This window comes from Nitrospirillum bahiense, from assembly GCF_007828025.1.
Taxonomy (GTDB): domain Bacteria; phylum Pseudomonadota; class Alphaproteobacteria; order Azospirillales; family Azospirillaceae; genus Nitrospirillum; species Nitrospirillum amazonense.
Genome location: NZ_VITO01000017.1, coordinates 25343 through 50835, shown reverse-complemented (window position 1 = coordinate 50835; position 25493 = coordinate 25343). Strand labels below are relative to the sequence as shown.

General features: G+C 67.5%; 27 protein-coding genes. 11 read left to right on the top strand and 16 right to left on the bottom strand.

Going from position 1 to position 25493, the window contains the following annotated elements; all coding sequences use genetic code 11:
- A complete protein-coding gene (locus FBZ88_RS21830) occupies positions 1 to 993 on the bottom strand; it encodes an MBL fold metallo-hydrolase (protein WP_145619244.1) in 993 nt (330 codons plus the stop codon).
- A 159-nt stretch (positions 994 to 1152) separates the two neighbouring features.
- On the opposite strand from FBZ88_RS21830, the gene ubiT reads away from it, so the two are divergent.
- The 4 genes from ubiT to FBZ88_RS21810 all read left to right on the top strand — a co-directional run bounded on the left by ubiT (position 1153) and on the right by FBZ88_RS21810 (position 5172).
- Complete coding sequence (gene ubiT, locus FBZ88_RS21825; RefSeq protein ID WP_145619243.1) at positions 1153 to 1764, top strand: ubiquinone anaerobic biosynthesis accessory factor UbiT; 612 nt, start codon at positions 1153 to 1155, stop codon at positions 1762 to 1764.
- The gene (gene ubiU / locus FBZ88_RS21820; protein ID WP_211102762.1) at positions 1761 to 2756 is read left to right on the top strand and encodes a ubiquinone anaerobic biosynthesis protein UbiU; all 996 of its coding nucleotides are present in this window, start codon (positions 1761 to 1763) and stop codon (positions 2754 to 2756) included. The genes ubiT and ubiU overlap by 4 nt, the downstream gene beginning before the upstream one ends.
- 15 nt (positions 2757 to 2771) lie before the next feature.
- Positions 2772 to 3695, top strand: a complete 924-nt coding sequence (gene ubiV / locus FBZ88_RS21815) for a ubiquinone anaerobic biosynthesis protein UbiV (protein WP_145619242.1) — start codon at positions 2772 to 2774, stop codon at positions 3693 to 3695.
- Between the two features lie 112 nt (positions 3696 to 3807).
- The gene (locus FBZ88_RS21810) at positions 3808 to 5172 is read left to right on the top strand and encodes a tetratricopeptide repeat protein (RefSeq protein ID WP_186464544.1); all 1365 of its coding nucleotides are present in this window, start codon (positions 3808 to 3810) and stop codon (positions 5170 to 5172) included.
- On the opposite strand, the gene FBZ88_RS21805 is transcribed toward FBZ88_RS21810, so the two are convergent.
- Genes FBZ88_RS21805 through FBZ88_RS21795 form a run of 3 tightly spaced genes read right to left on the bottom strand, consistent with a single transcriptional unit; the run spans position 5169 to position 9167 of the window.
- A complete protein-coding gene (locus tag FBZ88_RS21805; RefSeq protein ID WP_145619240.1) occupies positions 5169 to 6587 on the bottom strand; it encodes a c-type cytochrome in 1419 nt (472 codons plus the stop codon). The two genes, FBZ88_RS21810 and FBZ88_RS21805, sit on opposite strands and share 4 nt — an antisense overlap.
- Entirely contained in the window at positions 6584 to 8350 is a 1767-nt protein-coding gene (locus FBZ88_RS21800; protein ID WP_145619239.1) for a GMC family oxidoreductase, read from the bottom strand. The genes FBZ88_RS21805 and FBZ88_RS21800 overlap by 4 nt, the downstream gene beginning before the upstream one ends.
- Entirely contained in the window at positions 8343 to 9167 is an 825-nt protein-coding gene (locus FBZ88_RS21795) for a gluconate 2-dehydrogenase subunit 3 family protein (RefSeq protein WP_145619238.1), read from the bottom strand. Before FBZ88_RS21795 ends, FBZ88_RS21800 begins: the two co-directional genes overlap by 8 nt.
- A gap of 184 nt (positions 9168 to 9351) precedes the next feature.
- On the opposite strand from FBZ88_RS21795, the gene FBZ88_RS21790 reads away from it, so the two are divergent.
- On the top strand, positions 9352 to 9591 hold the full coding sequence (locus tag FBZ88_RS21790; protein ID WP_145619237.1) for a hypothetical protein: 240 nt from the start codon (positions 9352 to 9354) through the stop codon (positions 9589 to 9591).
- 66 nt (positions 9592 to 9657) lie between these two features.
- On the opposite strand, the gene FBZ88_RS21785 is transcribed toward FBZ88_RS21790, so the two are convergent.
- The 6 genes from FBZ88_RS21785 to FBZ88_RS21760 all read right to left on the bottom strand — a co-directional run bounded on the left by FBZ88_RS21785 (position 9658) and on the right by FBZ88_RS21760 (position 15482).
- Entirely contained in the window at positions 9658 to 10068 is a 411-nt protein-coding gene (locus tag FBZ88_RS21785; RefSeq protein WP_145613426.1) for a PRC-barrel domain-containing protein, read from the bottom strand.
- A 189-nt stretch (positions 10069 to 10257) separates the two neighbouring features.
- Positions 10258 to 10761, bottom strand: coding sequence for a YciE/YciF ferroxidase family protein (locus tag FBZ88_RS21780; protein ID WP_088875781.1), 504 nt, complete (start codon positions 10759 to 10761; stop codon positions 10258 to 10260).
- A 78-nt stretch (positions 10762 to 10839) separates the two neighbouring features.
- Positions 10840 to 13104: a xanthine dehydrogenase family protein molybdopterin-binding subunit gene (locus tag FBZ88_RS21775; protein ID WP_246138794.1), complete on the bottom strand. Its 2265-nt coding sequence runs from the start codon at positions 13102 to 13104 to the stop codon at positions 10840 to 10842.
- Positions 13105 to 13159: 55 nt separating this feature from the next.
- Positions 13160 to 14188, bottom strand: coding sequence for an FAD binding domain-containing protein (locus tag FBZ88_RS21770; protein ID WP_145619235.1), 1029 nt, complete (start codon positions 14186 to 14188; stop codon positions 13160 to 13162).
- A gap of 4 nt (positions 14189 to 14192) precedes the next feature.
- On the bottom strand, positions 14193 to 14849 hold the full coding sequence (locus FBZ88_RS21765; protein ID WP_425465797.1) for a (2Fe-2S)-binding protein: 657 nt from the start codon (positions 14847 to 14849) through the stop codon (positions 14193 to 14195).
- Positions 14850 to 14948: 99 nt separating this feature from the next.
- Positions 14949 to 15482, bottom strand: coding sequence for a sigma-70 family RNA polymerase sigma factor (locus FBZ88_RS21760; protein WP_425465796.1), 534 nt, complete (start codon positions 15480 to 15482; stop codon positions 14949 to 14951).
- A gap of 476 nt (positions 15483 to 15958) precedes the next feature.
- Between FBZ88_RS21760 and FBZ88_RS21755 the strand changes: the two genes are divergently transcribed.
- The 5 genes from FBZ88_RS21755 (at position 15959) to FBZ88_RS21735 (ending at position 17997) form a co-directional block, all read left to right on the top strand.
- Positions 15959 to 16522 carry a sigma factor-like helix-turn-helix DNA-binding protein gene (locus FBZ88_RS21755; protein WP_145619233.1) on the top strand — a complete coding sequence of 188 codons (564 nt, stop codon included), beginning with the start codon at positions 15959 to 15961 and terminating at the stop codon, positions 16520 to 16522.
- 186 nt (positions 16523 to 16708) lie between these two features.
- Positions 16709 to 16903, top strand: coding sequence for a NepR family anti-sigma factor (locus FBZ88_RS21750; RefSeq protein ID WP_088875491.1), 195 nt, complete (start codon positions 16709 to 16711; stop codon positions 16901 to 16903).
- Positions 16904 to 16993: 90 nt separating this feature from the next.
- Positions 16994 to 17317, top strand: coding sequence for an ArsR/SmtB family transcription factor (locus FBZ88_RS21745; RefSeq protein ID WP_145613419.1), 324 nt, complete (start codon positions 16994 to 16996; stop codon positions 17315 to 17317).
- Positions 17314 to 17733 carry an SRPBCC family protein gene (locus tag FBZ88_RS21740; protein WP_145619232.1) on the top strand — a complete coding sequence of 140 codons (420 nt, stop codon included), beginning with the start codon at positions 17314 to 17316 and terminating at the stop codon, positions 17731 to 17733. Before FBZ88_RS21745 ends, FBZ88_RS21740 begins: the two co-directional genes overlap by 4 nt.
- 36 nt (positions 17734 to 17769) lie before the next feature.
- Positions 17770 to 17997, top strand: a complete 228-nt coding sequence (locus tag FBZ88_RS21735; RefSeq protein ID WP_088875488.1) for a hypothetical protein — start codon at positions 17770 to 17772, stop codon at positions 17995 to 17997.
- 5 nt (positions 17998 to 18002) lie between these two features.
- Here FBZ88_RS21735 and FBZ88_RS21730 read toward each other — a convergent pair whose 3' ends face one another.
- The 6 genes from FBZ88_RS21730 to FBZ88_RS30365 all read right to left on the bottom strand — a co-directional run bounded on the left by FBZ88_RS21730 (position 18003) and on the right by FBZ88_RS30365 (position 24671).
- Positions 18003 to 20189 carry a catalase gene (locus FBZ88_RS21730; RefSeq protein WP_246138792.1) on the bottom strand — a complete coding sequence of 729 codons (2187 nt, stop codon included), beginning with the start codon at positions 20187 to 20189 and terminating at the stop codon, positions 18003 to 18005.
- A gap of 74 nt (positions 20190 to 20263) precedes the next feature.
- Positions 20264 to 21313 carry a DNA topoisomerase IB gene (locus FBZ88_RS21725; RefSeq protein WP_145619231.1) on the bottom strand — a complete coding sequence of 350 codons (1050 nt, stop codon included), beginning with the start codon at positions 21311 to 21313 and terminating at the stop codon, positions 20264 to 20266.
- A complete protein-coding gene (locus FBZ88_RS21720) occupies positions 21310 to 21600 on the bottom strand; it encodes a hypothetical protein (RefSeq protein ID WP_145619230.1) in 291 nt (96 codons plus the stop codon). Before FBZ88_RS21720 ends, FBZ88_RS21725 begins: the two co-directional genes overlap by 4 nt.
- Positions 21597 to 23600: a DNA ligase D gene (ligD, locus tag FBZ88_RS21715; protein WP_246138791.1), complete on the bottom strand. Its 2004-nt coding sequence runs from the start codon at positions 23598 to 23600 to the stop codon at positions 21597 to 21599. The genes FBZ88_RS21720 and ligD overlap by 4 nt, the downstream gene beginning before the upstream one ends.
- A 12-nt stretch (positions 23601 to 23612) precedes the next feature.
- Positions 23613 to 24503 (bottom strand): DUF72 domain-containing protein, encoded by an 891-nt coding sequence (locus FBZ88_RS21710; protein ID WP_145619228.1) that lies wholly within the window; start codon positions 24501 to 24503, stop codon positions 23613 to 23615.
- 18 nt (positions 24504 to 24521) lie between these two features.
- Positions 24522 to 24671, bottom strand: coding sequence for a hypothetical protein (locus FBZ88_RS30365; protein ID WP_157999499.1), 150 nt, complete (start codon positions 24669 to 24671; stop codon positions 24522 to 24524).
- Positions 24672 to 24855: 184 nt separating this feature from the next.
- Here FBZ88_RS30365 and FBZ88_RS21705 point away from each other — a divergent pair, with 184 nt between their 5' ends.
- Positions 24856 to 25461 carry a biliverdin-producing heme oxygenase gene (locus tag FBZ88_RS21705; RefSeq protein WP_145619227.1) on the top strand — a complete coding sequence of 202 codons (606 nt, stop codon included), beginning with the start codon at positions 24856 to 24858 and terminating at the stop codon, positions 25459 to 25461.
- Positions 25462 to 25493: the final 32 nt, after the last annotated feature.

The following is a 25493-nucleotide window of genomic DNA, read 5'->3' as shown; positions in this document are numbered from 1 at the left end:
TCAATCGTCCTGGCCTGGGTCGATCCAGACGTCCCCTGGCTCCAGCGCGCGAAAGCGGTGGGCCGCCATGCCTTCCAACGCCAGCGCCTGGGCCAGTTCCTGTGGCGGGGCCAGGCGTTCCTCATCCGATAGGGGAAAGGTGCCCCAATGCACCGCCAGCCCCTGGCGGGCGCCGCAGTCGGCCAGGATGCGCACGGCCTCCGCCGGATCGCAGTGCTGCTGCTTCATGAACCAGCGGGGGGCGTAGGCGCCGATGGGCAGGATGGCGACGGTGGGCTCGCCATGGTGCCGTCTCACCTGACGGAAAATGGCGCCGTCGCCATAGCCGGTGTCCCCTGCCACATAGACCGGGCCCGCCGGCGTGCGCAGCACGAAGCCGCACCACAGCGCCATGCGCCGATCGCCCAGCCGGCGCGCCGACCAGTGATAGGCGGGATGGAAACAGGCGGTGACGGCAGGGCCCAGCGCGACCGTATCGCCCCAATCGCCGGTTTCCACCGGCAGGGGCCCCACCTCGCGCGCCACCACACGATCATTGCCCAGGGGTGCTACGATGCGGGGACGGTGGGTGGCCCACAGCCGCCGTAGGGTGCCCACGTCCAGATGGTCGTAATGGTTGTGGGTCAGCAGCACCGCGTCGATGGGCGGCAAATCCTCGAAGGCGACGCCCGGCCGGTTGACACGGCGCGGCCCCAGCCATTGGAAGGGGCTGACCCGTTCCGACCAGACCGGATCCACCAGCAGGTTCAGCCCCGCCACCTGGATCAGCACGCTGGCGTGGCCGATCATGGTGACCGCCAGGCCATGCACACGCGCCGCCGGGCGCACCTGCCGCCCCGCCACCGCCGTAGGCCACACCGGCCGCTTCCCGCCCCAGCGCCAGCGCAGTATCTCCCTCAGGCTGCGGTCGGTCGGGGCTTGGCCGGGATTGAAGAAGCGGACACCGTCGAAATGGTCCGTCACAGGACCAGTGTAATAGGAATTCCCAGGCATTCGGCGTCCGCATCGTTGTGTGGCAAGAACCTTCCCTTGTATCGGCACGGGACGGCGCCGTTTCAAGGCGGCACCCCTTCATTATTGTGCCATGTCAACGACATCCCCGGCCGGCGGCGCCCACAGTCGCGCGACCCACCCTAATTGGATGTCGCCCCCGTGAGTCTCGACCCGACCGATCCGCCCCCCTTGTCGCCCGTGCTGCTGGCCGGGCTGGCGGCGCGTGTCCTGCCGCCCCTGCCGCTGTTGGGCCGTCCGCTGGCCGGGCCCGTGGCTGCGCGCCTGTCACAGATGGCGTTCGACCGCCTGCGGCGGCGCCATGAAGCGGTGTTCCAGCGCCTGGCAGTGCTGGGGGAACGGGCCTTCCTGGTTGATCCCAGTGACCTGCCGGTGCGCTTCCTGCTGCGGCCGGCGGGCGTGCGGCCCGGCCTGTGGCCCATCGCCGATGGGGACGCCCCGCCCCCGGCGGCTGCCACGCTGCGGGCGCCCCTGGCGGCGCTGCTGGCCCTGCTGGAGGGTCGTGTCGACGGCGACTCCCTGTTCTTCAGCCGGCAGCTGATGATCGAGGGCGACATGGAGGCGGTGCTGATCCTGCGCAATGCCGTGGACGGCGCGGACATCGCGCTGGAGCGCGATCTGGCGGCCCGCCTGCCCCGGCGCGTCCTCACCATGGCGCGGCGTTGGTACGGCGATGTCGACGGCCTGCTGCATCTGATGGCGCGTGCCGCGCATCAACCCGTCGCCCTGGCGGTGGCGGAGGTTCAGCCATGACGATCTCTCCCCTGTCCCTCGTCTGCCCCGCGGGAACGCCGGCGGCATTGGACGCGGCGGTGGAGGCCGGTGCCGATGCCGTCTATTGCGGTTTCGCCGACGCCACCAACGCCCGCAACTTCCCCGGCCTGAATTTCAGCCCGGCGGAGATGCGCGCCGCCGTCGCCCGCACCCACAGGGCCGGCCGGTCGCTGTACATCGCCATCAACACCTTCCCCCGGGCGGGGGAGGAGGCCACCTGGCACCGCGCCGTGGACAACGCGGCCGAGGCCGGGGCCGACGCGGTCATCCTGGCCGACATGGGCTTGCTGGCCTATGCCCAGGCCACGCACCCCTCCCTGCGCCTGCACCTGTCGGTCCAGGCCGCCGCCTCCACGCCCGAGGCCATCCGCTATCTGGCCCAGAACTTCGGCGTGCAGCGCGTGGTGCTGCCCCGCGTGCTGACCCTGGCGGAGGTGACGGAACTGACGGCGGCGGTGGCGCCGGTGGAAACGGAGGTGTTCGCCTTCGGCGGCATGTGCGTGATGGCGGAGGGGCGCTGCCAGCTGTCCAGCTATGTCACCGGCCAGTCGCCCAACACCCACGGCGTCTGTTCACCCGCCGGCGCGGTGCAGTTCCGACGCGAGCCCGGTGGCGACGTCACCGCCCGGCTGGGGAATGTCACCATCGACCGCCACCCGGCAGGTGCGCCCGCCGGCTATCCCACCCTGTGCAAGGGCCGGTTCCGCGCCAACGCTACCACCGGCTACCTGTTCGAGGAGCCGACGTCGCTGAACGCCGCCGACCATATTCCCGGCCTGATCAAGGCCGGGGTGCGGGCGTTGAAGATCGAGGGGCGGCAGCGGGGCCGCGCCTATGTCGCCCGTGTGGTGAGTGAGTTCCGCCGCGCCATCGACGCGGCCGTGGCCGGCGGCTTCACCGTGCCGGATTTGGCCAGCGAGATGGAAGGCGGCCGCGCCACCGCCGGCGCCTACGACCGGCGCTGGCGCTGAGCGGGGAGGATGATCATGAGCGTCGAACGTCCCAAGCTGACCCTGGGCCCTCTGCACTTCCACTGGCCCGCCACCCGGCGCCGCGACTTCTACGCCCGGATCGCCGATGAGGCGCCGGTCGACACCGTCGTCCTGGGTGAGGTGGTCTGCTCCAAGCGCGCGCCCTTCTTCGACAGCCATATCCCCGAGGTGGCGGAGCGGCTGCGGCGCGCCGGTAAGGAAGTGGTGCTGGGCAGCCTGGCGCTGGTCATGCAGGCGCGGGAGCGCCAAGCCGTCATGGATCTGGCCGCTAGCGAAGACTTCCTGGTGGAAGCCAACGACCTGACCGCCGTGGCAGCCTGCGCCCGCCGGCCGCACGCCATCGGCCCGCTGGTGGCCGTCTACAATCCCAGCACCCTGGAACTGATGGCCCGCCAGGGCGCCACCCGGGTGTGTCTGCCGGGGGAGCTGACAGCCGACGCCATCGGGGCGTTGGCGGGGGCCGCCATGGCGACGGGCACCCAGCTTGAGGTGCAGGCCTTCGGCCGCCTGCCGCTGGCCATCTCCGCCCGCTGCTACCACGCCCGCGCCCACGGCCTGCACAAGGACGGCTGCCGCTACGTGTGTGAGAAACACCCTGACGGCATGGACCTGGACACCCTGGACGGCGCCCCCTTCCTGGCGGTGAACGGCGTGCAGACCCTGTCGGGCAGCTATCTGGACCTGCTGGGCGATCTAGGCCGCCTGCGGTCGCTGGGGGTGGATCGCTTCCGCCTGTCGCCGCAGGATTGCGACATGGTGGCCGTGGCAGAGACCTTCCACGCCGTGCTGGATGGCACTCTTCCGGTGACCCCGGCCCGCGACCGCCTGCGCGACCTCTGTCCTGGGCGGCGCTTCAGCAACGGCTTCCTGCACGGGGTGGAGGGCATGGCCTACCGGGCGGCGGGCAACATCGCTTGATGCTCTGGCATCACGCTTCTGGCGATGAATTGCAAATATTTCTCGGGCTGCTAGTCTCCCACGCGCAGCTTGGGCTAAGGGGGCATGAATGCGGTGGTGGCAAGCGCGAGGAATGGAACTGATCCTCCTTGTAGCCATTGTCGCTGGACTGTTTCATGCCATCGACAAATCAAGGCTCGGTTTCCTAAGCTCTTGGATGTCGCCGATGTCACCGATGGAATACATTCGACGTGGCAAGCTGGAACTAGATGAAGAGGATTACAAGCAAGCCCTGGCTGATTTTACTCAGGCGGCTACCTTGGATGCACAGTCAGACGAAGCCGTCGTCTACCGCGCCTTCGCTCACTATCGTCTGGAAGAAAATCAAGAAGCAAGGTCCGATTACACCCTGGCGAGCAAGAGTAACCCCCACAACGCCATGGCTTGGCGCGGACTGGCTTTGGTGGAATTCGACAATCTGGAATTAGACGCAGCCATAAAGGACTTCACCAGATCCCTGGAAATTGAAGCCGACAATCACTCAGCCCTTACCCATCGCGCCCAAGCCTACTGGTCAATCAACGACTTCGACCATGCGATGGCGGATATCGACGCGGCATTGCGGCTGCAACCGGATTGGATCGAGGGCTACGGCTGGCGCGCTCGCCTTCATGAGGAAATGGGGGGCGATAAGGAAGACATCGCCGCCACGGCGGCGGGAGTCATGGCCGATTTCCCCGATAAGGCAGATGCTTACGACATTGCCGGCCAGTTGTATGAGGAACTGTCGCGCTATGATGATGCTGTCCGCGCCTTCACCGCAGAACTGCGGCTGGAGCCATCGGCGCGAACGTATGTGATGCGAGCGCATGACCGGCCCAAATCCGACAGGAAGGGAAAGGAATCGGATCTGGCGGCGGCGCTGTCGCTGGACGCCGGCTTCTATCCGGCCTACCGGGAGCGCGCCGAAGAGGCGGTCGATGCCGGCGACCTTGAGACCGCAGTCACCGCTTATTCCGCTGCGTTGGAATCTCAGAAAGACCTTCCCGATGCGCTGGTACGACGCGGCATCCTGCTGATGAAGCTTGGCAAGACGGACCTTGCCGCCAGAGACTTCGCCGCAGTTCGCGCCCAACCCACCACCTGGGATCAGCTTAATCATCTCTGCTGGACCAAGGCCACGGGCGGCGTGGACCTGGAAACCGCGCTCGCGGAGTGTGACGCGTCCTTCACCATGCCCTGGCTAGAATCCTCGCGGTCTGTCACCTGGAACAGCCGGGGCTTCATCCTTTTGCGCCTTGGACGTTATCAGGAAGCCATCGCCAGCTATGATAACGCGCTGAAAATCAATCCGATCTCGGGCATGCCACTCTATGGTCGGGGCGTGGCCCGAATGCGAATGGGTGACCGGGCGGGCGGCGAAGCCGACTTAGCTCAAGGGGTGCATTTTTACTACAGGGCCGCTGAAGATTTCGCCCGGTACGGCATAACACCCTAGGGCTGAACCGCCGCCGTCCCCGCCTGGTCCGTCCCGTTCTGCCGGCTGTCGGTGTGGGGGCTGGATACGGTTTCCGGGTTGGGATGATGCATATCGGTGGGCAAGCCATCCGGTAAGGTGCGGCGGTCGGCGCCCAGGGCCTTGCGCATCTTGGTCACCGTATCGACGTCCACCGGTGCCGCCACGTTGCCCCAGCTGTTGCGCACATAGGTGGCCACGGCGGCGATCTGTTCGTCCCTGAGTTTCCAGTTGAAGGCCGGCATGGACGTCGGTGTCGGCCGCGCGTCGGTCGGCAGGCTGCGGCTGCCCACCAGCAAGACACGGATAAGGGTGGCGGGGTTGGGTTGCTGCAGGTTCGGGCTGCCGGGCAGGCGGGGGAACATGGCCATGGAGCCGGCGCCGTCCATGCGGTGGCAGGCGGCGCAGGTGTCGATATAGACGGCCTCCCCCGCCTTCATGACGGCGGGGTCCGGCTTTTTGGGGCTGTCGTCGGCCCGCGCCGGCCGGTCGCGCAGATAGGCGATGATGGCGCGCACGTCATCGTCGGTCATGCGCGACGTGGAATAGGCCACCACCTCGCCCATGTCGGCGGAGGCATTGGCATGGACGTTGCGGCCGGTCTTCAGGTACTGGAACAGCTCCTCGTCGCTCCACCCCCCGATGCCGGTGCGCTTGTTGGGGGTGATGTCCGGCGCGTACCAGCCGTTGCCGATGTCGCCGCCGTGATAGTCGCGGCTGGTGCGCGGGGCGCCGAAGAGGTTCTTGGGCGTATGGCAGGCGGCGCAATGGCCCGGCCCCTCCACCAAATAGGCGCCCCGGTTCCAGGCCGCGGACTTGGCGGGATCGGGCTTGTACTCCCCCTTGTCCAGGAACAGAAGGTTCCAGCCCACCATCAGGGCGCGGATGTTGAACGGAAACGGCAGATCGTTGCGCGGCGACCGCTTGGGCGAGGGCGGCAGGCTGCGCAGATAGGCGAACAGCGCGTCGGAATCAGCCCGGCCGATGCGGGTGTAATAGTTGTAGGGGAAGGCCGGGTAAAGATGGCCATCCGGCGCCTTGCCCTCATGCAGGGCGCGGTAGAAGTCGTCCGCCGACCAACGCCCGATGCCGGCGTCCTTGTCCGGCGTGATGTTGGCGGAATAGATGGTGCCGAAGGGTGTCACCAGGGGGCGTCCGCCGGCGAACGGCAGGCCGCCCGGCACGGTGTGGCAGCCGACGCAATCCCCTTGCACCGCCACATAGTACCCCTTCGCCACATCCGGATCCTTCACCGGCGGATAGGGCCCGGACGTACCGGAGGGCGGCTGGCCGTTGGCGATGCCGCTGAGGCCGATGGCCACCAGCGACAGGGTGGCCACCAGGATGCCCAGGCTCAGCAGCCCGGTCACAAGCGCGCGCTGCAGGGGGGCCCTCATGTGTGCACCAGAGGGCCGGGGGATTTCAGGTACTGTTCGCGCACCGCCTTCAGCGACCAGTAGGCCAGCGCCGCCACGGTGCCGGTGGGGTTGTAGCCCGGGTTCTGGGGAAAGGCGCTGGCCCCCATGATGAACAGGTTGCTGACGTCCCAGCTTTGCAGATAGCGGTTGACCACGCTGGTCTTGGGATCGGCGCCCATGATGGCGCCGCCGGTGTTGTGGGTGGTCTGATACGGCACCACGTCCCAGGAGCCGTCGCGATACACCACCTTGATCTCACGCGGGCCCATGGCGCGGGCGACGTCGGCCGCGCGGTCGGTGATGTAGTGGGCCATCTTCTGTTCGTTGTCGGTGTAGTCGAAGGTCATGCGCAGCAGCGGCCGGCCGTAGACGTCCCGGTACGTCGGGTCCAGGTCCAGGTAGTTGCCGCGATGGCTCATCACCCCGCCGTGGGTGGAGATGGTGGTGGTCTTGAGGTAGTTGGCGGCCACCGCCTTCTTCCAGGCCCCGCCCCAGGTGGGCGTGCCCTCCGGCACCGGGTGGGTTTCGATGGGCCGGGCGCCGGTCTGCAGCACCCCGAAATAACCCCCGCCCAGGAAGCCCAGGCCGCCGTGGTCGAAATTGTCGCCGTTGAAGTCGTCGATGTGCATGCCATGCGCGCCCGCCCCGATGAAGGGGTTCAGGATCTTGTCATCGAAGAAGGCGTTCACGAAGGAGGTGCGCTGGTAGGCGTAGTTGCGCCCCACTACACCCTGCCCGGTCCGCGGGTCATACGGCGTGCCGATGCCCGACAGCAGCAGCAGGCGGACGTTGTTGAGGGCGTAGGTGCCCAGGAAAATCAGGTCGGCCGGCTGTTCGAACTCCCGTCCCTGGGCATCGACATAGGTGACGCTGACCGCCCGCTTGCCCGTGCTGTCCCGGTTGATCGTCAGCGCCTCCGCCTCCGTGCGCAGGGTGAAGTTGGGCTTGCGCATGAGCACGGGCAGGATGGTCGTCTGCGCCGTGGCCTTGGAATAGTTGCCGCAGCCGAACTTCTCGCAGAAACCGCAATAGGTGCAGGGCCCCAGCTGCACGCCCAGCGGGTTGGTATAGGCTTCCGACAAGTTGGACGACGGTTGCGGGAAGGGGTGGTAGCCCAGCCTGGCGGCGGCCTCCGCGAACAGGGTGGGGGCGTAGGCCTGGCGCATGGCGGGGGTGGGATAGGCCCGCTTGCGGGCACCTTCGAACGGGTTGCCGCCCGCCTGGATCTGGCCGTTCAAATTGCCCGCCGTGCCCGAGGTGCCGCAGAGATACTCGAAGCGGTCGTAGTGCGGTTCCAGGTCGTCATAGGTGACGCCGAAGTCCTGGATGGTCATGTCGGCGGGAATGGCCTTGGCGCCATAGCGCCGCGTGACATGGCTGCGCACCTCCAGGTCGCTGGGCAGGAAGCGCCATGTCTGCCCGTTCCAGTGCACGCCGGAACCCCCCACCCCCGTGCCCGGCAGGAATGAGCCCATGACGCGCATGGGCAGCGCCGTCTGGCTGGTGTTGTTGCGGATGGTCAGCGTGTTGTGCGCCAGGTTCTCGAACAGCGCGTGCCGCCACATGTAGCGCAGCTCATCCTGGGCGAAGGTGGGGGCGAAATCGGTGGGCGTGTCCCGCCACCTGCCCCGCTCCAGCGCCAGGACATTCAGCCCGGCATCGGTCAGTTCCTGGGCGACGATGGCACCGGTCCAGCCGAACCCCACCACCAGCACGTCAACGGAGGGCAATTTCTCAGACATGGGTCTTGGTCCCCACTTCCTTGGGCTGGCCGTCCTCGTCGCGCGGGGTCCAGCCGGGCCGGCCGGTGATACCGACCGGCGGCAGGGGATAGGGTTGGTTGTGACGCTCCACGAAGGGCCCATGGTCGTACCGGGCGCCGGGAAAGCCGATCAGGCGCCAGCCGATCATGTCCTTGTTGCCGCCGTAGACGGGGTCGCTGAAAAAGCCCTCGATGGTGTTCTGCAGCAGCAGGGTGAAGAACACCTTGGTGTCCACGTCCTCGATGGTCAGCTCGTTCGCTTCCAGGCCCTTCAACACCGCGTCCTGCTCGTCGGGTGGCAGCTTGGCGAAGGACGCGCCGCCGTGCTGTTTGGCCACCATGTCGTCGATGGCGCGGATGGCGGAGCGATACACCTCCGCCGGGGTCATGCGGCTTTGATAGCCCTGGGTCTTCAGCGGCGGCGCCCAGGGCCCCTGCATGTACCAGCGGCTGGCATGGCCGTATTCGCCATCCAGCTGGCGATCGATGAACAGCGGAACCGCCGCCTCGATGGCCCCACCGCCCAGTTCATCGGCGGGGATCAGGCGCCCCACCGCCGCCTCGATGAAGGCGGCCTCCGCCGCGGTGAAATAGATGTAGCCGGCACGGCGGTCGGCCGGAAACGGCGCATCCGCCGCCCCTTCCTGCCACGGCATGTCGCCCCGGATGTCAGGACCGGCGCCACCGCCCCGGGCGGATTGCTCCGGCGCGCCGGGTGCGGCCAACGGCAGGGCGCCGGCGGCACCGGCGGCCAGGCCGGCGCCCAACAGGCCGCGCCGGCTGAGTTTGGTTTCCATAAACTCTCTCCACCATTCGGGGCGGGCGGTCGGCCCCGCAGCCGGTCCGCAAGCCAATGCGCCAGCGCGGCATTGGTTCCCGCCGAAATGCGGGCAGGACGGAACAGGGCGGACGGGGCGGCGGTTCCCTCAATTCAAGACGGGCGGAAAAACGCCCTTCGATCAGTGACCAAGGAGGAACCCCATGGCTTCTTTCGCGCCCCCGCCCCACCCCTCCCCCGAACCGCCTCGCCCGCGGCCCCGCACCAAGCTGGAACAGCTGGCGGAGGGGGCCTATCACGGCACGGGCGAGACCCCGCCTCCACGCGAGCAGGCCCAGCACCCGTCGGGCACGAAGCTGACCGACCTGCTGACCAGCGCGCCCGTGGCCTACACCGCCTTTGGCGTGGTGCTGGGCTTCATCTTCGGCAGCCGCCGGCGCTGAACACGAAAGCCCCGCGGGAAGGGTGTCCCTCCCGCGGGGCTTCTTGGCTTCGGATGCCAGGCGTCCTCAGCTCTTGGCGTAATGGAACGCCGGCTGGTTCTTCAGCGCGTCCTTGTTGCCGCCGGGCAGCTCGATCTTGTCATCGGTGATCTGCAGGGCGCTGTAAGGGATGGCCACCAGACGGTCGCCCACACCCAGGAAACCGCCCACGGACAGGATGGCGTAGGGCACGCTGTCCTTGGGCGAGATGATCAGGTCATCGACCGTGCCGACGGTATCGTTCTGGTCGTTCACCACCTTGGCGCCCACGATCTTGGACGAGCGGTGGCCGGTGGCCACGGTGGCAACATCCACCTTGGTGGTGGCGATGCGCTGGGTGGTACCCTGCGCCAGGGTCGGGGCGGCGGGCAGGACAACGGCGGTGCCCAGCGCCGACACACCCAGGGCGGCGGCCAGGAACAGATTGGCGCGTTTCATGGTAACTCCTCCAGTTGGGGCGGGCCGCTTTTCCCAGAGGGCGCAGGGCGCCTGGGCGGGCCGCCCGGTTGTTGCAAGGCGGTTTTTGCTAACCGCTTGAACAACAATCAAAAGCCGCCCGTGGTTCCCGATAGGGACCGTCCGCCCCATAAATGCCCCAGGCGTTAACGGCCAAGCATTGATGCGGCGTCAGGCCGCGGCCCGGTTCAGCCGCGTCTTGGCCAGCATGGTCAGCCACTCGTCCGTGGCCTTTTCCTCATCCAGGCTGAGGCGCAGCAGTTCGGCGCTGTCCGCCCGGCCCAGCATCTGGGCCCAGGCGACCAGGGTGCCATACCGCGCGATTTCGTAATGCTCGACCGATTGCGCGGCGGCGACCAAAGCGGCATCCAGGACACCCTTGTCCGCTACCTCCCCCACCACGTCGTCGGTCTCATCGATAATGCCGTCGATGGAGGGGCACTTCGCGGTCTCCGGTACCGCGCCATGCATCTGGAACACCTGTTCCAGCCTGGCGATCTGCTCCTGGGTTTCACGCGCGTGCGTCTCGAAACCGTGCCGCAGCTCAAGGTCCGCCGCGCGCGCGGCCATCTTGGGCAGTGCTCTCGCGATGCGACGCTCGGCGTAGTAAATGTCCTTCAGCTGGTACACGAACAAATCGTGCAGCGTTTCGATGTCCTTGGTGAACATGCCCATGGCCGTATCCTCCGCATGCGGGCGGGATTCCCCGTCCACCGCCTTGAACACGGATCTGCACGTTTTTGTTCCGAAAGTTCATGCCTGCTGCAACTGAAGCAGCTTGTCCAGGCGCATGGGAATGTCGCGCAGACGCCGGCCCGTGGCGTGGTAGAGGGCGCTGGCGATGGCGGAGGAGGTACCGACATTGCCCAGTTCACCCAGGCCCTTCACGCCGGCCGGATTCACCTCGGTATCGGTTTCCGGCACCAGGATGATCTCCACCCCCTCCACATCCGCGTTCACCGGCACCAGGTAATCCTGCAGGTCCCGGTTGACGGCGCGGGCATGGCGCGGATCGATTTCCGTCATCTCATGCAGCGCGGCGCCCAGGCCCCAGATCATGCCGCCCATCAACTGGCTGCGGGCGGTGCGCGGGTTCATGATGCGACCGGCGGCGAAGGCGCCGACCATGCGCGGCACCCGGATCTCGCCCGTGCGGGCGTGCACCCGCACCTCCACGAACTCCGCCCCGAAGGCGTACATCAGCACCGGGCCCTTGGCCCCGCCCATGATGCCGGGATTACCCTGTCGCAGCTGTTCAACCGCCCCGGGGGCCGAGCCTTCGGGCGCGAACTCGGCATAGTCCTCCAGCTGTGTCGTGCCCAGCTTCTGGAACAGGGCGCTCAGCGGTGCCGACCGGCCGCTGTCCAGCACGGCCATGCCATCGCGCAGGGTGAAGCTTTCCGGCGTGGCCGGAGGGCCGCTGTTGACGGTCGCGGCCCGATAGAGCTTATCGCGAATGGCACCGCAGGCCTTCAGCACGGCGGAGCAGACGCTGGCCGTGCTGACCGACCCGCCGGTGACGGGGCCCGCCGGCAGGGCGCTGTCGCCCATCTCCACCGTCACGTCCTCGACGCCCAGGCCCAGCGCCTGCGCGGCGGTCTGGGCGGCGACAGTCCGCACGCCCGTGCCGATTTCGTGCGCCGACGTCTGCACCAGCGCCTTGCCATCGACCGTCAGGCGCACCCGCGCGGCGCAGGGCGCCACCTGGGTGGGATAGACGGCGGTGGCGCAACCCAGGCCCACCAGCCAATCGCCATCCCGCATAGCGCCCGTCTTCCATACGCCGGCATCCAGACGGCGCTGCCAGCCGAAGGCGGCGGCGGCCTCGTCATAGCACCGCATCAGTGACCGGCTGGTGTAGCGCTTGCCGCTGACCGGGTCGGCCTGGGTATCGTTGACGCGCCGGAATTCCACCGGGTCCAGTCCCAGCTTCTCCGCCATCTCGTCCATGGCGCACTCCAGCCCGAAGACATAGGGCGTCTCCGGCGGGGAACGCATATAGCCCGGCGTGTTGCGGTCGGCCTTCACCAGTTGCACCTTGGTGTGCACGGCGCCATAGGCGTACAGGCGCGCCGTGGTCTCGGTGCCGCCTACGACATAATCGTCGGGGCGCGACGTCAGCTCCCAGCCCTCATGGCTGAAGGCGCGGATCCTGCCGTCTCGGCCGGCGCCCATGCGGATGCGCTGGCGCGTTTCCGCCCGGAAGGTGGCGGTGGTGTAGCCCTGGGCACGGGTGCAGACGCACCGCACCGGCCGCTGTACCAGCTTGGCCGCCAGGGCCACGGCGGCGGTGCGCGGCGTCATGGGCCCCTTGGAGCCGAAGGCACCACCAATGTATTCGCTGACCACGCGGATGTTGGCCGCGTCCATGTCCAGCTGCTTGGCCAACTGCGCCCGCCATCCCGCCACGAACTGGCTGGGCTCGTACACCGTCAGGTGACCATTGTTCCATTCCGCCGTGGTCGAGAACAATTCCATGGGGTTGTGATGCTGGGCGGCGGTGTTGTAGGTCGCGTCCAGCACCACCGGCGCCGCCTTGAATGCCGTATCGAAATCGCCGGCCTTGGGGTCTTCCGGATACATCGGGCTGGCGCCGGCGCCAGCCACGATCTCCACGCCGCTGGCGTCGAAGCCGGCGCTGGGCGTGTCGTGATCGTAGGTGACAGCCACCAGATCAGCCGCCTCCTGCGCGACCTCCTGCGTCTCGGCCACGACGATGGCCAGCATCTGGCCATCGTGCCAAATCCGCTCCTCATTCAGCGGCTGGATGGAGGTGCTGCCGCCGGTGCCGAACTTGGGCGCGGTCAGCTGGCCTCTGGCCCGGTCCCGCGTCAGCACCAGCAGCACGCCGGGAACGGCGGCCACCGCCGTGGTGTCCACCCTGCGGATACGGCCGCGGGCAATGGTGCTGGTCACCATTACGGCGTGGGCCAGGTTGTGCAGGGGGGTGTCGGCGGGATAGCGGGCCTGGCCCGTCACCTTCAGCCGGCCATCGATGCGAGCGACGGGTGCGCCCATGTTCTCCCGGGACGGTTCCCCGGGGGACGCCTTCCCAGGGGGCGGCGGCACGGCGTCAGGCATGGGTCACCCCGTTTCGCGATGTCGGCGGTGGCGGTTGAAGCGCGCCGGCCTGCAGTAGTGCCTGCACCAGCACCTCCTGGCCCAGGGGCACCTTGAAGGCGTTGTGCGCACGGGTGCGGGCGCCGGCGAAAGCGGCATCGGCGGCGACGCGGGCAACCCCCTCATCCAAGGGTTTGCCCAGCAGAGCGGCCTCCGCCGCCTCGGCCCGCCAGGGCACGGTGGCGACACCGCCCAGCGCGATGCGCGCCTGTTTCACGCGGTCACCTTCCAGGTCCAGCGCCACGGCCGCCGAGGCCAAGGCAAAGGCGTAGGAGCGCCGGTCGCGCACCTTGACGTAGCGCGACCGCCAAGACCAGGGGCTGGCAGGCACCACCAAAGCGGTGATCAGCTCATCCGGGGTCAGCGTCGTTTCAAGATAAGGTGTGGCGCCCGGCTGGCGATGGACCTTGCCCACCGGCACCAGGCGGACACCGCGCGGGCCCGTCAGCTCCACCTGGGCATCCAGGACCAGCAGGGCCTGGGCCATGTCACCCGGATATGTCGCGATGCAGGCATCGCTGGTGCCCAGCACGGCGTGCTGGCGGTTCAGGCCGTCCAGCGCGGCGCAGCCGGACCCGGGCCTGCGCTTGTTGCAAGGCCAGGACGCCTCGCGGAAATACTCGCAGCGGGTGCGTTGCAGAAGGTTGCCGCCCAGGCTGGCCATGGTGCGGATTTGCCGGCTGGCGGCCAAGCCCAAGCTGTCGGCCAGCACGGGATAGTGGGCGCGGATGCCGGGAGGATCCTCCGCTTCCGCCATGCGGACCAGGGCACCGAGGCGCAAGCCTTTATGATCCAGGGTGATACGGCCCAGCGCCGCCGTCTCCTGGCTCAGGCCGCTGATGTCCACCAGGCGCTTGGGCGACACGACGCCCAGGCGCATGTAGTCGACCAGGTTGGTTCCGCCGGCGACGACGGTGGCGTCGGGAACGGCGCGCAAGGCCTCGGCCACGCTGCCGGCGCGATCGAACAGGAAAGGCTGCATGGCGCTACGCCTCCATCTCGGTCTTCGCCTGGCGAATGGCGGCGACGATGTTGGGATAGGCGGCGCAGCGGCAGATGTTGCCGCTCATGTATTCCCGTATCTGGTCGTCATCGCCGGCATGCCCCTCCTTGACGCAGGCGACGGCCGACAGGATCTGCCCCGGCGTGCAATACCCGCACTGGAACGCGTCCTGGTCGATGAAGGCCTGTTGCATGGGGTGCAGGGTGTGGGGGTTCGGCGCCAGCCCCTCGATGGTGGTCACCCGGCGCCCCTGGGCCATAACCGCCAGCCGCAGGCAGGAAAGTTCCCGCCGACCATCGACCAAAACGGTACAGGCGCCACACTGGCCATGATCACAGCCCTTCTTGGTGCCCGTCAGGCCCAGCCGGTCCCGCAGCGTGTCGAGCAGGCTGGTACGGGCGTCCAGGCTCAGCCGGTGGTCCTGCCCGTTGATCGTGAGGGTGACGGTGTGGGGCGCGCGGGGATTGCTCGCTTCAGCCGCCTCAGCCGAAGGCGCAGCCGCCGCGTCCCCGGTGCCCGGCAAGGTAGCGGCACCTCCGGCCGCAGCCCCGCCGACGGCGGCCAGGAAATGGCGGCGGTTCACAGTGGCGGATTGGGAGGGGGCAGATTGGGAGGAGGCGGATTGGGAGCGGTCAGGCATGGCGCGGCGTCCTGGCTCGGATGGAAGAGTCGGTCTGGGGGAACGCCGGGGAAACGGCGTGGGCGCGACTTGGTTCCGCGGCATAGGCGCCGAGGTCCTCTAATGCCGCGTCCACTGGGTCGTGGAGGTCGCGTCGGCGCCGGCCGGCAGGGTGGTGGCGCCCAGGGCGACGACACGATTGGGCAGGCCCATCAGGCCGGCAAGCTTGGTGCGCGCCCGGTTCACGCGGCTTTTGATGGTGCCCAGGGCGCAGCCGCAGATCTCCGCCGCCTCCTCATAGCTGACGCCGGCACCACCCACCAGGATCAACGCCTCGCGCTGGTCTTCCGGCAGGGCGGCCAGGGCAACCTTCAGCTCACGCCCGGTGATGCCCCATTCCTGCGCCGGCTCCATCATCAGGCGACCAGTGTGAAAACCGTCCGGATCGGCCACCTCGCGTTGGCGGCGCTTGGCGATGGAATAGTGGCGGTTACGCAGGATGGTGAACAGCCAGGCGCGCAGGTTGGTGCCGGGCGTGAACTGGTCGGCATGCGACCAGGCACGCACCACGCAATCCTGCACCAGGTCGTCGGTGTCGGCGGCGTTGCTGGTCAGCGACCGGGCGAAGGCGCGCAGCGCGGGCAACAGACGCAACACCTCGTCACGAAATTCTGGGTCACGAAATTCTGGCTGTCGCGCATCCGTGTTTCGCGTGTCGGTGTTCAGCGCACCCGCCGGCAGGTCAGTCGATAGTAAATCAGATGGCATAACGTGCCCCGTATCAAGATTCTCTCAAGGAAAACGGGATCCTCGAGAATCGGATGGATGAGGTATTCAGGTTGATTCGAGATTATCGCGGCGCTTTCTGCGGCACGCTTTGAAAGCATAGACCCATAAAACTGAGTCGTGGTCGGATTTTCCGGGAGGGTTCGCACGTCTCTATTGTGCCATGAACACGTATATGTCGTAGGCGGAAGCGCCTATACCAAACGAATTCCTTATGGCATGCGCCCTAGCGCGAAAACGTGCGTCGAAAGTTTCCAGGGCCCAGGAAACTTTCAAACCGGTTGGCAGGTTCGAAAAGCAGATTGCCAGATAGAATTGCCAGATAGAGAGGAGCGACGCAGATCATGCCGGCACACCGCAGCGCCCCCGCCGACCTCATCACCGAACAGCTACCTTGCCTGCGCCGCTATGCCCGGGCGTTGACTGGCAGCGCCATCAGCGGCGACGCCTACGTCCGCATGGTGTTGGAAACGCTGGTGCAGGATGGCGTGGGCATCCTGGGGCCGGACGCCGACCGCGGCACGCTGTTCCGTCTGTTCCACCGCATCTATGCCGGCGGGCATCTGGAACTGGGGGACGAGGGCCCCGTGCCTGAAACCATGGGCCCTGGCGCCCTGCTGCGTACCCTGCCGTGCGAACGGCGCGAGGCATTGCTGTTGACCGCAGTGGAAGGCTTCACCGCCGATGAGGCCGCCTGGATCCTGGGCCTGCCGCTGGACGAGGTGGAACACCAGACCAAGCTGGCCCGCCAGGCTTTCCGTGAAGGCCTGCAGTCAGGCGTGCTGATGCTGGAGGACGACCTGACCATCCGGCTTCCGCAGGCGGGCGATATGCCGCCGCATGCCCATGCTCCCCTCCGTCATCCCGCCGACGCCCGTCCTGGCGGCTGGGGCGCCAGCTTGCAATAAACCACGTTTCAGGAAAACACGCTTCAGGGGGTGGCTGGCCGCAGGCGGCTCCATTAAGCTGGCTGGACCGGCGGCGTAGCCTTTGATCACGAAAGTTGTTCCAGCTGTCGGGGGACATGCGGGCGCCAGGGCGCACCCGCCCAAACAAGGCCTTATCACCGGGGCCGCATCCAGGGGATCTCCGTCATGACCAAGCAGCCGAAGGCCCCGAATGGCAAGCGATCGCTGCTGACGGCCAGCACCCGCCCGATGCCGCCCGGCCCGCAGACCGTGCTTGACCGGGGCCTGCGCGAGATGTTCGAGGATGAGGCGGCGGAACCCGTGCCCCAACACCTGTTGGACCTGGTCGACAAGCTGCATCAGAAAAACCGCAAGCACTGACACGACGGCCAAGCCAAGCCGCGTTTCGCTCTTGACTCATTCATAACCGATCAGCTATGGATTAATTCATAACTGATTGGTTATGAATCTATGCCCCGAGACCCCGACCTCCTGTTCCGGACGCTGGCCGACCCGACCCGCCGGGGAATTTTTGAGCAATTGTGCCGGCGGGGGGAACAGACCGTGGCGGCGTTGACGGCACATGCCGGCGTTTCCCAACCCGCCGTCTCCAAGCATCTGGCCGCGCTGAAACAGGCCGGCTTGGTGCGTGACCGGCCGGAAGGCCGCCAAACCCATTACAGCGCACAACCCAAGGCTCTGGCCCCGCTGGCCGACTGGACCCAGCAGATGGCCAGCTTCTGGGACGCCCGCTTCGACGCCCTGGAAGATTTGCTGAAAAGGATGGATCAATGACCGCCCCTGCGACCGCCGCCGAAACACGTTCCGTCATCATCGAGCGCGAGGTGCCGTATCCGCCGGAGAAAATTTGGCGTGCCCTGACCCAGCCGCAACTGCTGGCGGAATGGCTGATGAAGAACGATTTCCAGGCCGCGGTGGGCCACCGCTTCGACTTCCGGGGCGACTGGGGTTCCGTGGGGTGCACGGTGCTGGAGGTCGAGCCGCACCGGACCCTGTCCTACAGCTGGGCAGCCATGGGGTTGGACAGCGTCGTCACCTGGACACTGACGCCATCGGCCACGGGCACCCGCCTGCGCATGGAACAGGCCGGTTTCCGTCCGGACCAGGAACAGGCCTATCGCGGCGCCCAGTACGGCTGGACCCAGTTCCTGGCCAAGCTGGAGCAAATCCTGGCCGGCATCCCCGTCTGAAATCCAAGCTCGACAGAAACGAGGGAGGTTTTTCCAATGAACTGGGCCAAAAGCATCCGTCAGCTTCACCGCTGGCTTTCCATCGCCTTCACCGGCGGTGTCATCACCTATATGGCGGTCATGGGCGGGGGCCAGCAACCGGCCGCCTGGGTTGGGCTGCTGGCCCTGGTCCCGCTGATCCTGCTGCTGGCCTCCGGCCTCTACCTGTTCGCGCTGCCCTATGTCGGCCGGGGTCGCGCGGATGTGCAGCGCGTGAGCGGCTAGGCGCCTCACGCGGGCACCGGCGCGACGTTTCGCTGGGGAAAACGGTGGCGGCGCATGGCTTCGACGAACAGGGTCAGCGTGTCCTCCAATGTCGCGCCGGTGATGACCCCCTCCTCCTTCAGCACGGTGGGCAGGTTGGCGGCCGCCAATACCTGTTCGCCCGTGCCGATGGCGGCGATGGGCTTGCCATGCAGGAAGGCCTCGTTGAGGAAATGGCGGAACAGACCGCTGGCCTGTAGGGCGCTGGTGTCCACCCCACCCGGCACGATCACCGCGTCATAAACCACCGACGGGGCGTTGGGGGCGGCTCGCGTGACGGGTACGAGGAGGCCATCAGCACCCTGCACCGTGCCGGCGGTGGGGGCAACCACCTCCACGATCGCCTCCTCATCCATCAGCGTCTCCTGGATGATGGTCAGCTGTTCGGCGCTGGCGCCCTTGTCCACCAGCACCGCCACCTTGCGGCCCCGGATGTCTTCCGCCACCCGGTCCATACTGAGCGCGGGTGAGCGGCCAACCTTAAGATCGGCGGCCGGGGGATGCACTCTGGTCTCCGGCAACGGAATGCCCGTCCGGGCGGCCACGCCCTGCGCCAACTCCAGCGCGATATTGCTCAGGATCACATCCATCACCCGCTGGCGCACCACCATGTCGGTGCATTGGTTCAGCTCGAAGGAGAAGGCGGCGACGATGTGGTCCTTCTCCCACCCCGCCATGCTGTTCCAGAACAAGGTGGCCTGGCTGAAATGGTCACCGAAGCTGTCGCTGCGCACGCGGATCTTGGCGCCGTCCACCTTCTCGGCATAGCTGCGGAAGGCATCGGCGGCCTCGGGCGAATGCATGGGGCAGCCGTGGGCCAGGCCGTTGGGGAAATAGGCCACGCGGCCTCGGTTTATCTGCCGGCGGCCCATGCCATCGCGCTGGTTGTTGTCCACCCGTTGCAGCGGTCGGTTGATGGGCAGCTCGGCGAAGTTTGGGCCCACGCGGCGCAGCTGGGTATCGAGATAGGAGAACAGGCGCCCCTGCAGCAGCGGATCGTTGGTGAAGTCGATGCCCGGCACGACGTGGCCGACGTGAAAGGCCACCTGTTCGGTTTCGGCGAAGAAGTTGCCGGGGTTGGCCGTCAGGGTCATCAGGCCCACCCGGCGCACCGGCACTTCCTCCTCCGGGATGATCTTGGTGGGATCCAGGATGTCGATGCCGTACTTGAACTCGTCCTCCTCCTCGATGACCTGCAGGCCCAGTTCCCACTGCGGGAAGTCCCCACGCTCGATGGCATCGAACAGGTCGCGCCGGTGGAAGTCGGGATCCTTGCCGGCGGTCTTCTGCGCCTCGTCCCACACCTGGCTGAAGATGCCCTTCAGCGGTTTCCAGTGGAACTTGACGAAACGCGCCTTCCCCTCGGCATTCACCAGACGGAAGGTATGGACGCCGAACCCCTCCATGGTGGCATAGCTGCGGGGAATGGCACGGTCGCTCATCACCCACATCAGCATGTGGGCGGACTCTGGTGTCAGCGATACGAAATCCCAGAAGGTGTCATGCGCCGACTGGGCCTGCGGGATCTCGTTATGCGGTTCCGGCTTCACCGCATGGATCAGGTCGGGGAACTTGACGGCGTCCTGGATGAAGAAGACGGGCATGTTGTTGCCCACCAGGTCCCAGACGCCTTCCTCCGTATAGAACTTGACGGCGAAGCCGCGCACGTCGCGCACCGTGTCGGCCGACCCGCGCGACCCCGCCACGGTGGAAAAGCGCACGAACACCGGCGTCTCCTTGGCCGGGTCCTGGAAGGGCGCGGCGGTGGTGAGGTTGGTCAACGGCTCATAGACCTGGAAGATGCCGTGGGCGGCGGCACCCCGGGCGTGCACCACCCGCTCTGGGATGCGTTCATGGTCGAAGTGGGTGATCTTCTCCCGCAGATGGAAATCTTCCATCAGCGTCGGCCCCCGGGGTCCGGCGCGCAGCGAATTCTGGTCGTCGCTGACCTTCAGACCCTGGTTGGTGGTCAGCGCCGACCCCGCCTCGTGGCTATCCAGGGCCAGGTCCCGCTGCTTGGCCGTGTCACCGCCGACGAAGGGCACGCTGGGCATCGCGGGCTTGGCCGCCGGCTGGGTCAGCGCGTCCGGGGTGGGGCTGGGCGTGGGCGGCACCGGGCGCACGGGCGTGTCGTCGTAACGGGTGTCGGACATGGGCTTCCTCTTCGGCGGGCTGGCTTTGGGGGACGGCTTTGGCGGGAGGGCGTCCACGGCTCCAACCGCCCGGCTCAGCTCAAGTTCCCCGCGTCCTGGCGCTTTTCCGCCCGGCGCAGCACGGTCAGCACCGCGGCCTCCGCCGGGGACAGCCCCGCCGGCCCGTCCTGGCGCAGGCGCAACCGGAAGCGGCCCGCCAGGTAATCGTCCATGATCACCGGGTGGACATAGCATTGGCGGCAGACGGTGACGGTGTTGCCCAGGCGGGCCGCCACCTGTTTCAACGCGGCGGTGACCATGCGCCGGCCATGGGTAGGGCTGGTGGGCGGCGGGCTGTCGTTCAACGCCAGGGCCATCATGACCGTGCCGGCCCAGGTACGGAAATCCTTGGCCGTCACCCCGTCCTCACGCTTGGCCCCCTTCCCCTCCGCCGCCTCGCGCAGATAGGCGTTCACATCGGCGGAGCTGACCTCCCGCCGGTTACCGTCACCGTCCAGATATTGGAAAAGGGGCTGGCCGGGCAGTTCCTGGCAGGCCTTCACGATCCGGGCCACCCGCCTGTCAGTCACCTTCAACCGCCAGAGCTTGCCGCTCTTGCCCTTGAAGTCGAAGCGCAGCGACGACTTCTCCACGCTGACGTGGGCGGCGCGCAGGGTGGTCAGGCCGTAGCTCTGGTTGTCGCGGGCGTAATCGACGTTGCCCACGCGGATCAGCGTCGTGCCCAGCAGGTGGACGATGGTGGCCAGCACCTTGTCGCGCGGCAAGCCGGGCAAGGCCAGATCTCTGGCCACCCGGTCGCGGATTTGCGGCAGGCGGCGGGCGAAATCGATCAGGTGGTGGAACTTGACGCCTTCCCGCGCCTGGCGGAAGGCGGGATGGTACATGTACTGCTTGCGCCCCTTGGCGTCGCGGCCGGTAACCTGAAGGTGGCCGTGGGCATCGGCGCAGATCCACACGTCCGTCCAGGCGGGCGGGATGACCAGGGCCTTGATGCGGGCCCGCAGCACGGGGTCGCGCACCGTGGCGCCGTCCGGCAGGCAATAGCGAAAGCCCGATCCGGACTTCCGCCGCCGGATGCCGGGATCGCTGTCGCTGACATAGACCAGGCCCGCCTCATCGCTCATTCGGCGGCCTCAGGCGCCTTCCTGCGGCGCTGGCTGAGATATAGTCCCTGGCCCACGACGGCCGTGGCCAGGATCAGGGCGTTGGTGGTGACGAACACCCAATTGCCCAGCAGCCAGGAATAGGTGACGAAGCCGATGGAGGTGGCGATCTGCCCCGTGAACAGCCAGGGCGACACCCTCTTGGTCGAGCGCTGGCGCCATTGCGTCCAAATCTGGCAGGCCAGGGTCAGGAACAGCAGCAACGCCGCCAGCCAGCCGATGAGGTCCGCGAAGCCGGGCGCGATCATCCGTTGTAGGCCCCCGCGCCAACCCTCACCCCCAGCACGCGGCAGGCTGCGGCGCCCAGATCCTGCTCCAGCTCAAAATAGCGGGCCCAGGGATCGGCGCGGCGCATCAGCGCCAGGGCGTCAGCGGTGGTGTAGAGGTCCGGCCGGTCCACCTTGGCCAATTCCTCCCATGTGACCGGGCAGGCGATGGGGGTGCCGCCGCCGCGCGCGGGCTTGGCCCTGGTCGAGTAGGGGGCGACGGCCGAGGAACCCCGCGTATTGCGGAAATGATCGATGAAAATGCGACCCTGGCGCTGGGCCTTGCTCATGGTGGCGACGTAGGCGTCGGGGTTGGCCTCCACCAGCTGTTCCGCCACGGCCTTGGCGAAGGCGGCCACCACCGGCCACTGGCGGCGCCCGCCGCCGGCGCGGGGGCCCAACGGGGCCACGACATGCACGCCCTTGCCACCCGTCAACAGGGGGAAGCTGGCAAGGTCCAGCGCCGCCAGCACATCGCGCATGGCCACCGCCGCCGCCTTGATCTTGGCGAAGGGCAGGCCAGCGTCGGGGTCCAGGTCGAACACCAGCCGGTCGGGCGATTCAAGCTTGCGCACCAGGCTGCCCCACAGGTGCAGTTCCAGCACGCCCATCTGGGCCGCCGCCCGCAACCCCGCGGTGTCCGTCAGATAGAAATAATCGATCTGCCTGCCGTTCTTTTCCTTCACCGCCTTGCGCCGCCATGGCGCTGGCGTGCTGGCCCCCGCATGGCGTTGGAAGAAGCAGGCCTGTTCCGTCCCCTCTGGACAGCGCAGCAGGCTGAGCAGGCGGCCAGCGGCATAGGGCAGCATGCGCGGCGCCACCGTTTCCAGATAGTTGGCCAAGCCCTGCTTGGTCAGGCCGGAGACGGGATCCAACACCCGTTCCGGATGGGTCAGAGCGACACCGCCCACGGGCGATCCTCCTTCTTCAACCGCTTGTCCCACAGGTTCCGCCTTTTCCAGCGCCACGGCCCTGGCTGGCTTGTCGGCGCGCAGGCCCATGAAACGGCCCTGGCGTACCAGCCGGTCACCGGTGAAGCCCGCGAAGGCGATTTCCGCCACCAGCCCAGGCTTCACCCAGCGCGCCTTTCGGGCGATGGCAGGAGGCACACTGTCGGCCGCCACCGCCGGCGTCTTGCGCGCCAGTGCGTGCAGCCTCGCCTCCAGCCCCGCCTGGGTATCGGCGTCGAAGCCGCTACCCACACGCCCGGCATAGCGCAGGGCGCCATCCTCGCGCAGACCCAGCAGCAGCGAGGCGAAGGCCCGCCCGTGGGTGGAGGGCGACCAGCCGACAATGACGAACTCCTGACGGTTGCCGCACTTCACCTTCAGCCAATCGTGGCACCGCCCCGGTTGGTATGGCCCGTTGGTCCGCTTCGCGATGATGCCCTCGAATCCCTGTTCACACAGGGTGGCCAACAGGCCGGCGCCGCCGCCCGTCACATGGTCGGTGTAGAAGACGGGGCCGGTTTTGCCGGCCTCCCCCAACAGGGCGGCCAGCCGTGCCTTGCGCGCCACCAGCGGCCGGGGTCCCCAGTCGCGCCCAGCCTCCGCCAGCAGGTCGAAGACGTAATAGCTGAGGGCCGCCTGGTCGTCCTTCATGGCGCGCTGCAGGGTGCTGAAGTTGCTGAGCCCGCGGGAATCCAGGGCCACGATCTCGCCATCCAGCAGCGCCGGCGGGAGATCCAAGGCCGCCAGGGCACGTACGATGGTGGGGAAGCGATCGGTCCAATCCAGGCCGGAGCGGGTGTGGATGCGCACCTCCTGGCCTGACACCGCCACCACGGCGCGATAGCCGTCGAACTTGGCCTCGAACAGCCAGTCCGGTCCCTCCGGCGGGCGGTCGACCAAGGTGGCCAGCGCCGGCTCGACGAAAGCGGGTGGTGGAATGTGCACGCGGGACGGCGGCATCTTGGCCGGTGCCTTGGACGGCGCCTCAGGCAGATGGTCCAGCACCTCGTCATCGGGGATGTCGCGGCCCATGGCATCCATCCATCAATGGGTCAGCCGACCGACCAGGGCGCGGGCATCGTCGGGCGCCCGCAGCTTGTCGGTGTTGTCGAAGTAGAGGTAGACGTCGCGCGGCGCCGGCTGCGGATCGCGGGGCGGCTCGATATAATCGTCGCGCCCATAATCACCGGCGTCCAGCGGCCTCCCCCCGGCCCAGGCGGCCACACGCCGCGCCCAGCGATCCAGTTCATCGGTGCCATAACCGCTGCGGTACAGTTCGCTGGAACCGTGCAGGCGGCAGTAGACGAAGTCCGAGGTCAGATCCATCAGGCGCGGCCATTCGACCGTGTCGGCGCAGACCAGCGCCACGCCGTGCCGGCGCAGCAGGTCGGTGAAGGCCGGATCGCGAAAACTCTCGTGGCGGATTTCCACGGCGTGACGTAAACGGCGGTGGGGGCCGGGCCGCATCCAGGCGCGGGCCTTGAGGTTGTCGTCGTGGCGGTGGGCCAGGTCGGCCGCGTGTTCGGTGTCGTGAGGCAACAGCGCCAGGAAGTCGCCCAACAGTTGCGCATCGAATTTGAAGCTGGGCGGGAATTGCCACAGCAGGGGTCCCAGCTTGTTCCCCAGCCGCAGCAGACCGGAGGCCAGGAAGTTGGCCAGCGGCGCCACGGGCTCCTTTAATCGGCGGATATGGGTGATGTAGCGCGGCGCCTTCACCGCGAAGACGAAGCCGTCCGGCGTCTCCTCATTCCACCGGGCGAACACGTCCGGCGTCTGCAGCCCATAAAAGGTGCCGTTGATCTCGATGCTGCGGAAGACGCCGCTGGCATATTCCAGCGCGCGGCGCTGGGGCAGGCCTTCCGGATAAAAGGCCCCACGCCAGGGGGCGTAGGTCCAGCCGGAGATGCCGATGCGGACGTCCGCCTGGGGCGCCATGATGCCGCCGGTCCTTCCTTACCACCACTTGCCCAACCACCAGGCCAGCGCGAAGGCCACGATCACCAAGGCCAGGCTGACCAGCAGGACGGCCAGCACGGGCCGGCCCAGGGTGGCCCCCCGCGCCTCCCGCGCGGTCAGGACGACATGGTCTTTCTTGCGTTCCATCTTCGGGCCCTCGCTCGCTCAGGTCACTGCCAAAGCAACCGCCGGATGCCGCGCAGGGTTCCGTGGCGGGCGGGAAAGGGGACGGTGGCAGGCGCCAGCGCTGCCGCCGATGTAGACACCATTGATTTCCGCGGGGGCCGCGATATGTCACTGGCCGAGGTCCGACGAGGAGGAAGGAGCGGGCGTGACGCTACTGAGATCAGTGCTGCGCATGGGTACGGCAGCCCGCCACGCCACCCTGGACAGGCAATTCGCCGCGCTGGATGTAGGCCACCTGCCGGATTACATCCATCTGCTGAAGGCCCAGCACCCGGCGTTGCGCGCCGTTGAATTGAGCCTGGAGGCGGCAGGGGTGGAACTGATCCTGCCCGATTGGCAACAGCGCCGCCGTCGCCACGCGCTGGAGGCGGACCTGGCGACGCTGAACGCCAACAACCGCCTATCGGCCGTGCTGGTGGAGACGCCCCTCATCCGCAGCCGGGCTCAGGCCCTGGGTCATCTGTATGTGCTGGAAGGGTCACGGCTGGGCGCCGAGGTGCTGTTGCGCCGGGCGCTGGACTCAGGCGATCCGCTCATTTCCCAGGCCACCCGCTTCCTGGCGCATGGCCGGGGCCGCCCCTTCTGGCGCGGCTTCGTGGCCTTGCTCAACAAGGAAGCCGCGGACAGCACTTTCCGAGCCGAGGCTGTGGCGGCCGCGGTCGCCTCCTTCGACCTATTCCAAAAGGCGGCCGAGCAGGTCTTGGGCCATTATCAGGCTAGCCAGGGCCGTGGGCAGGTGTCAGAAAAATGAGCCGCGGCCCCATATTCGCCTTAAATTTCCGG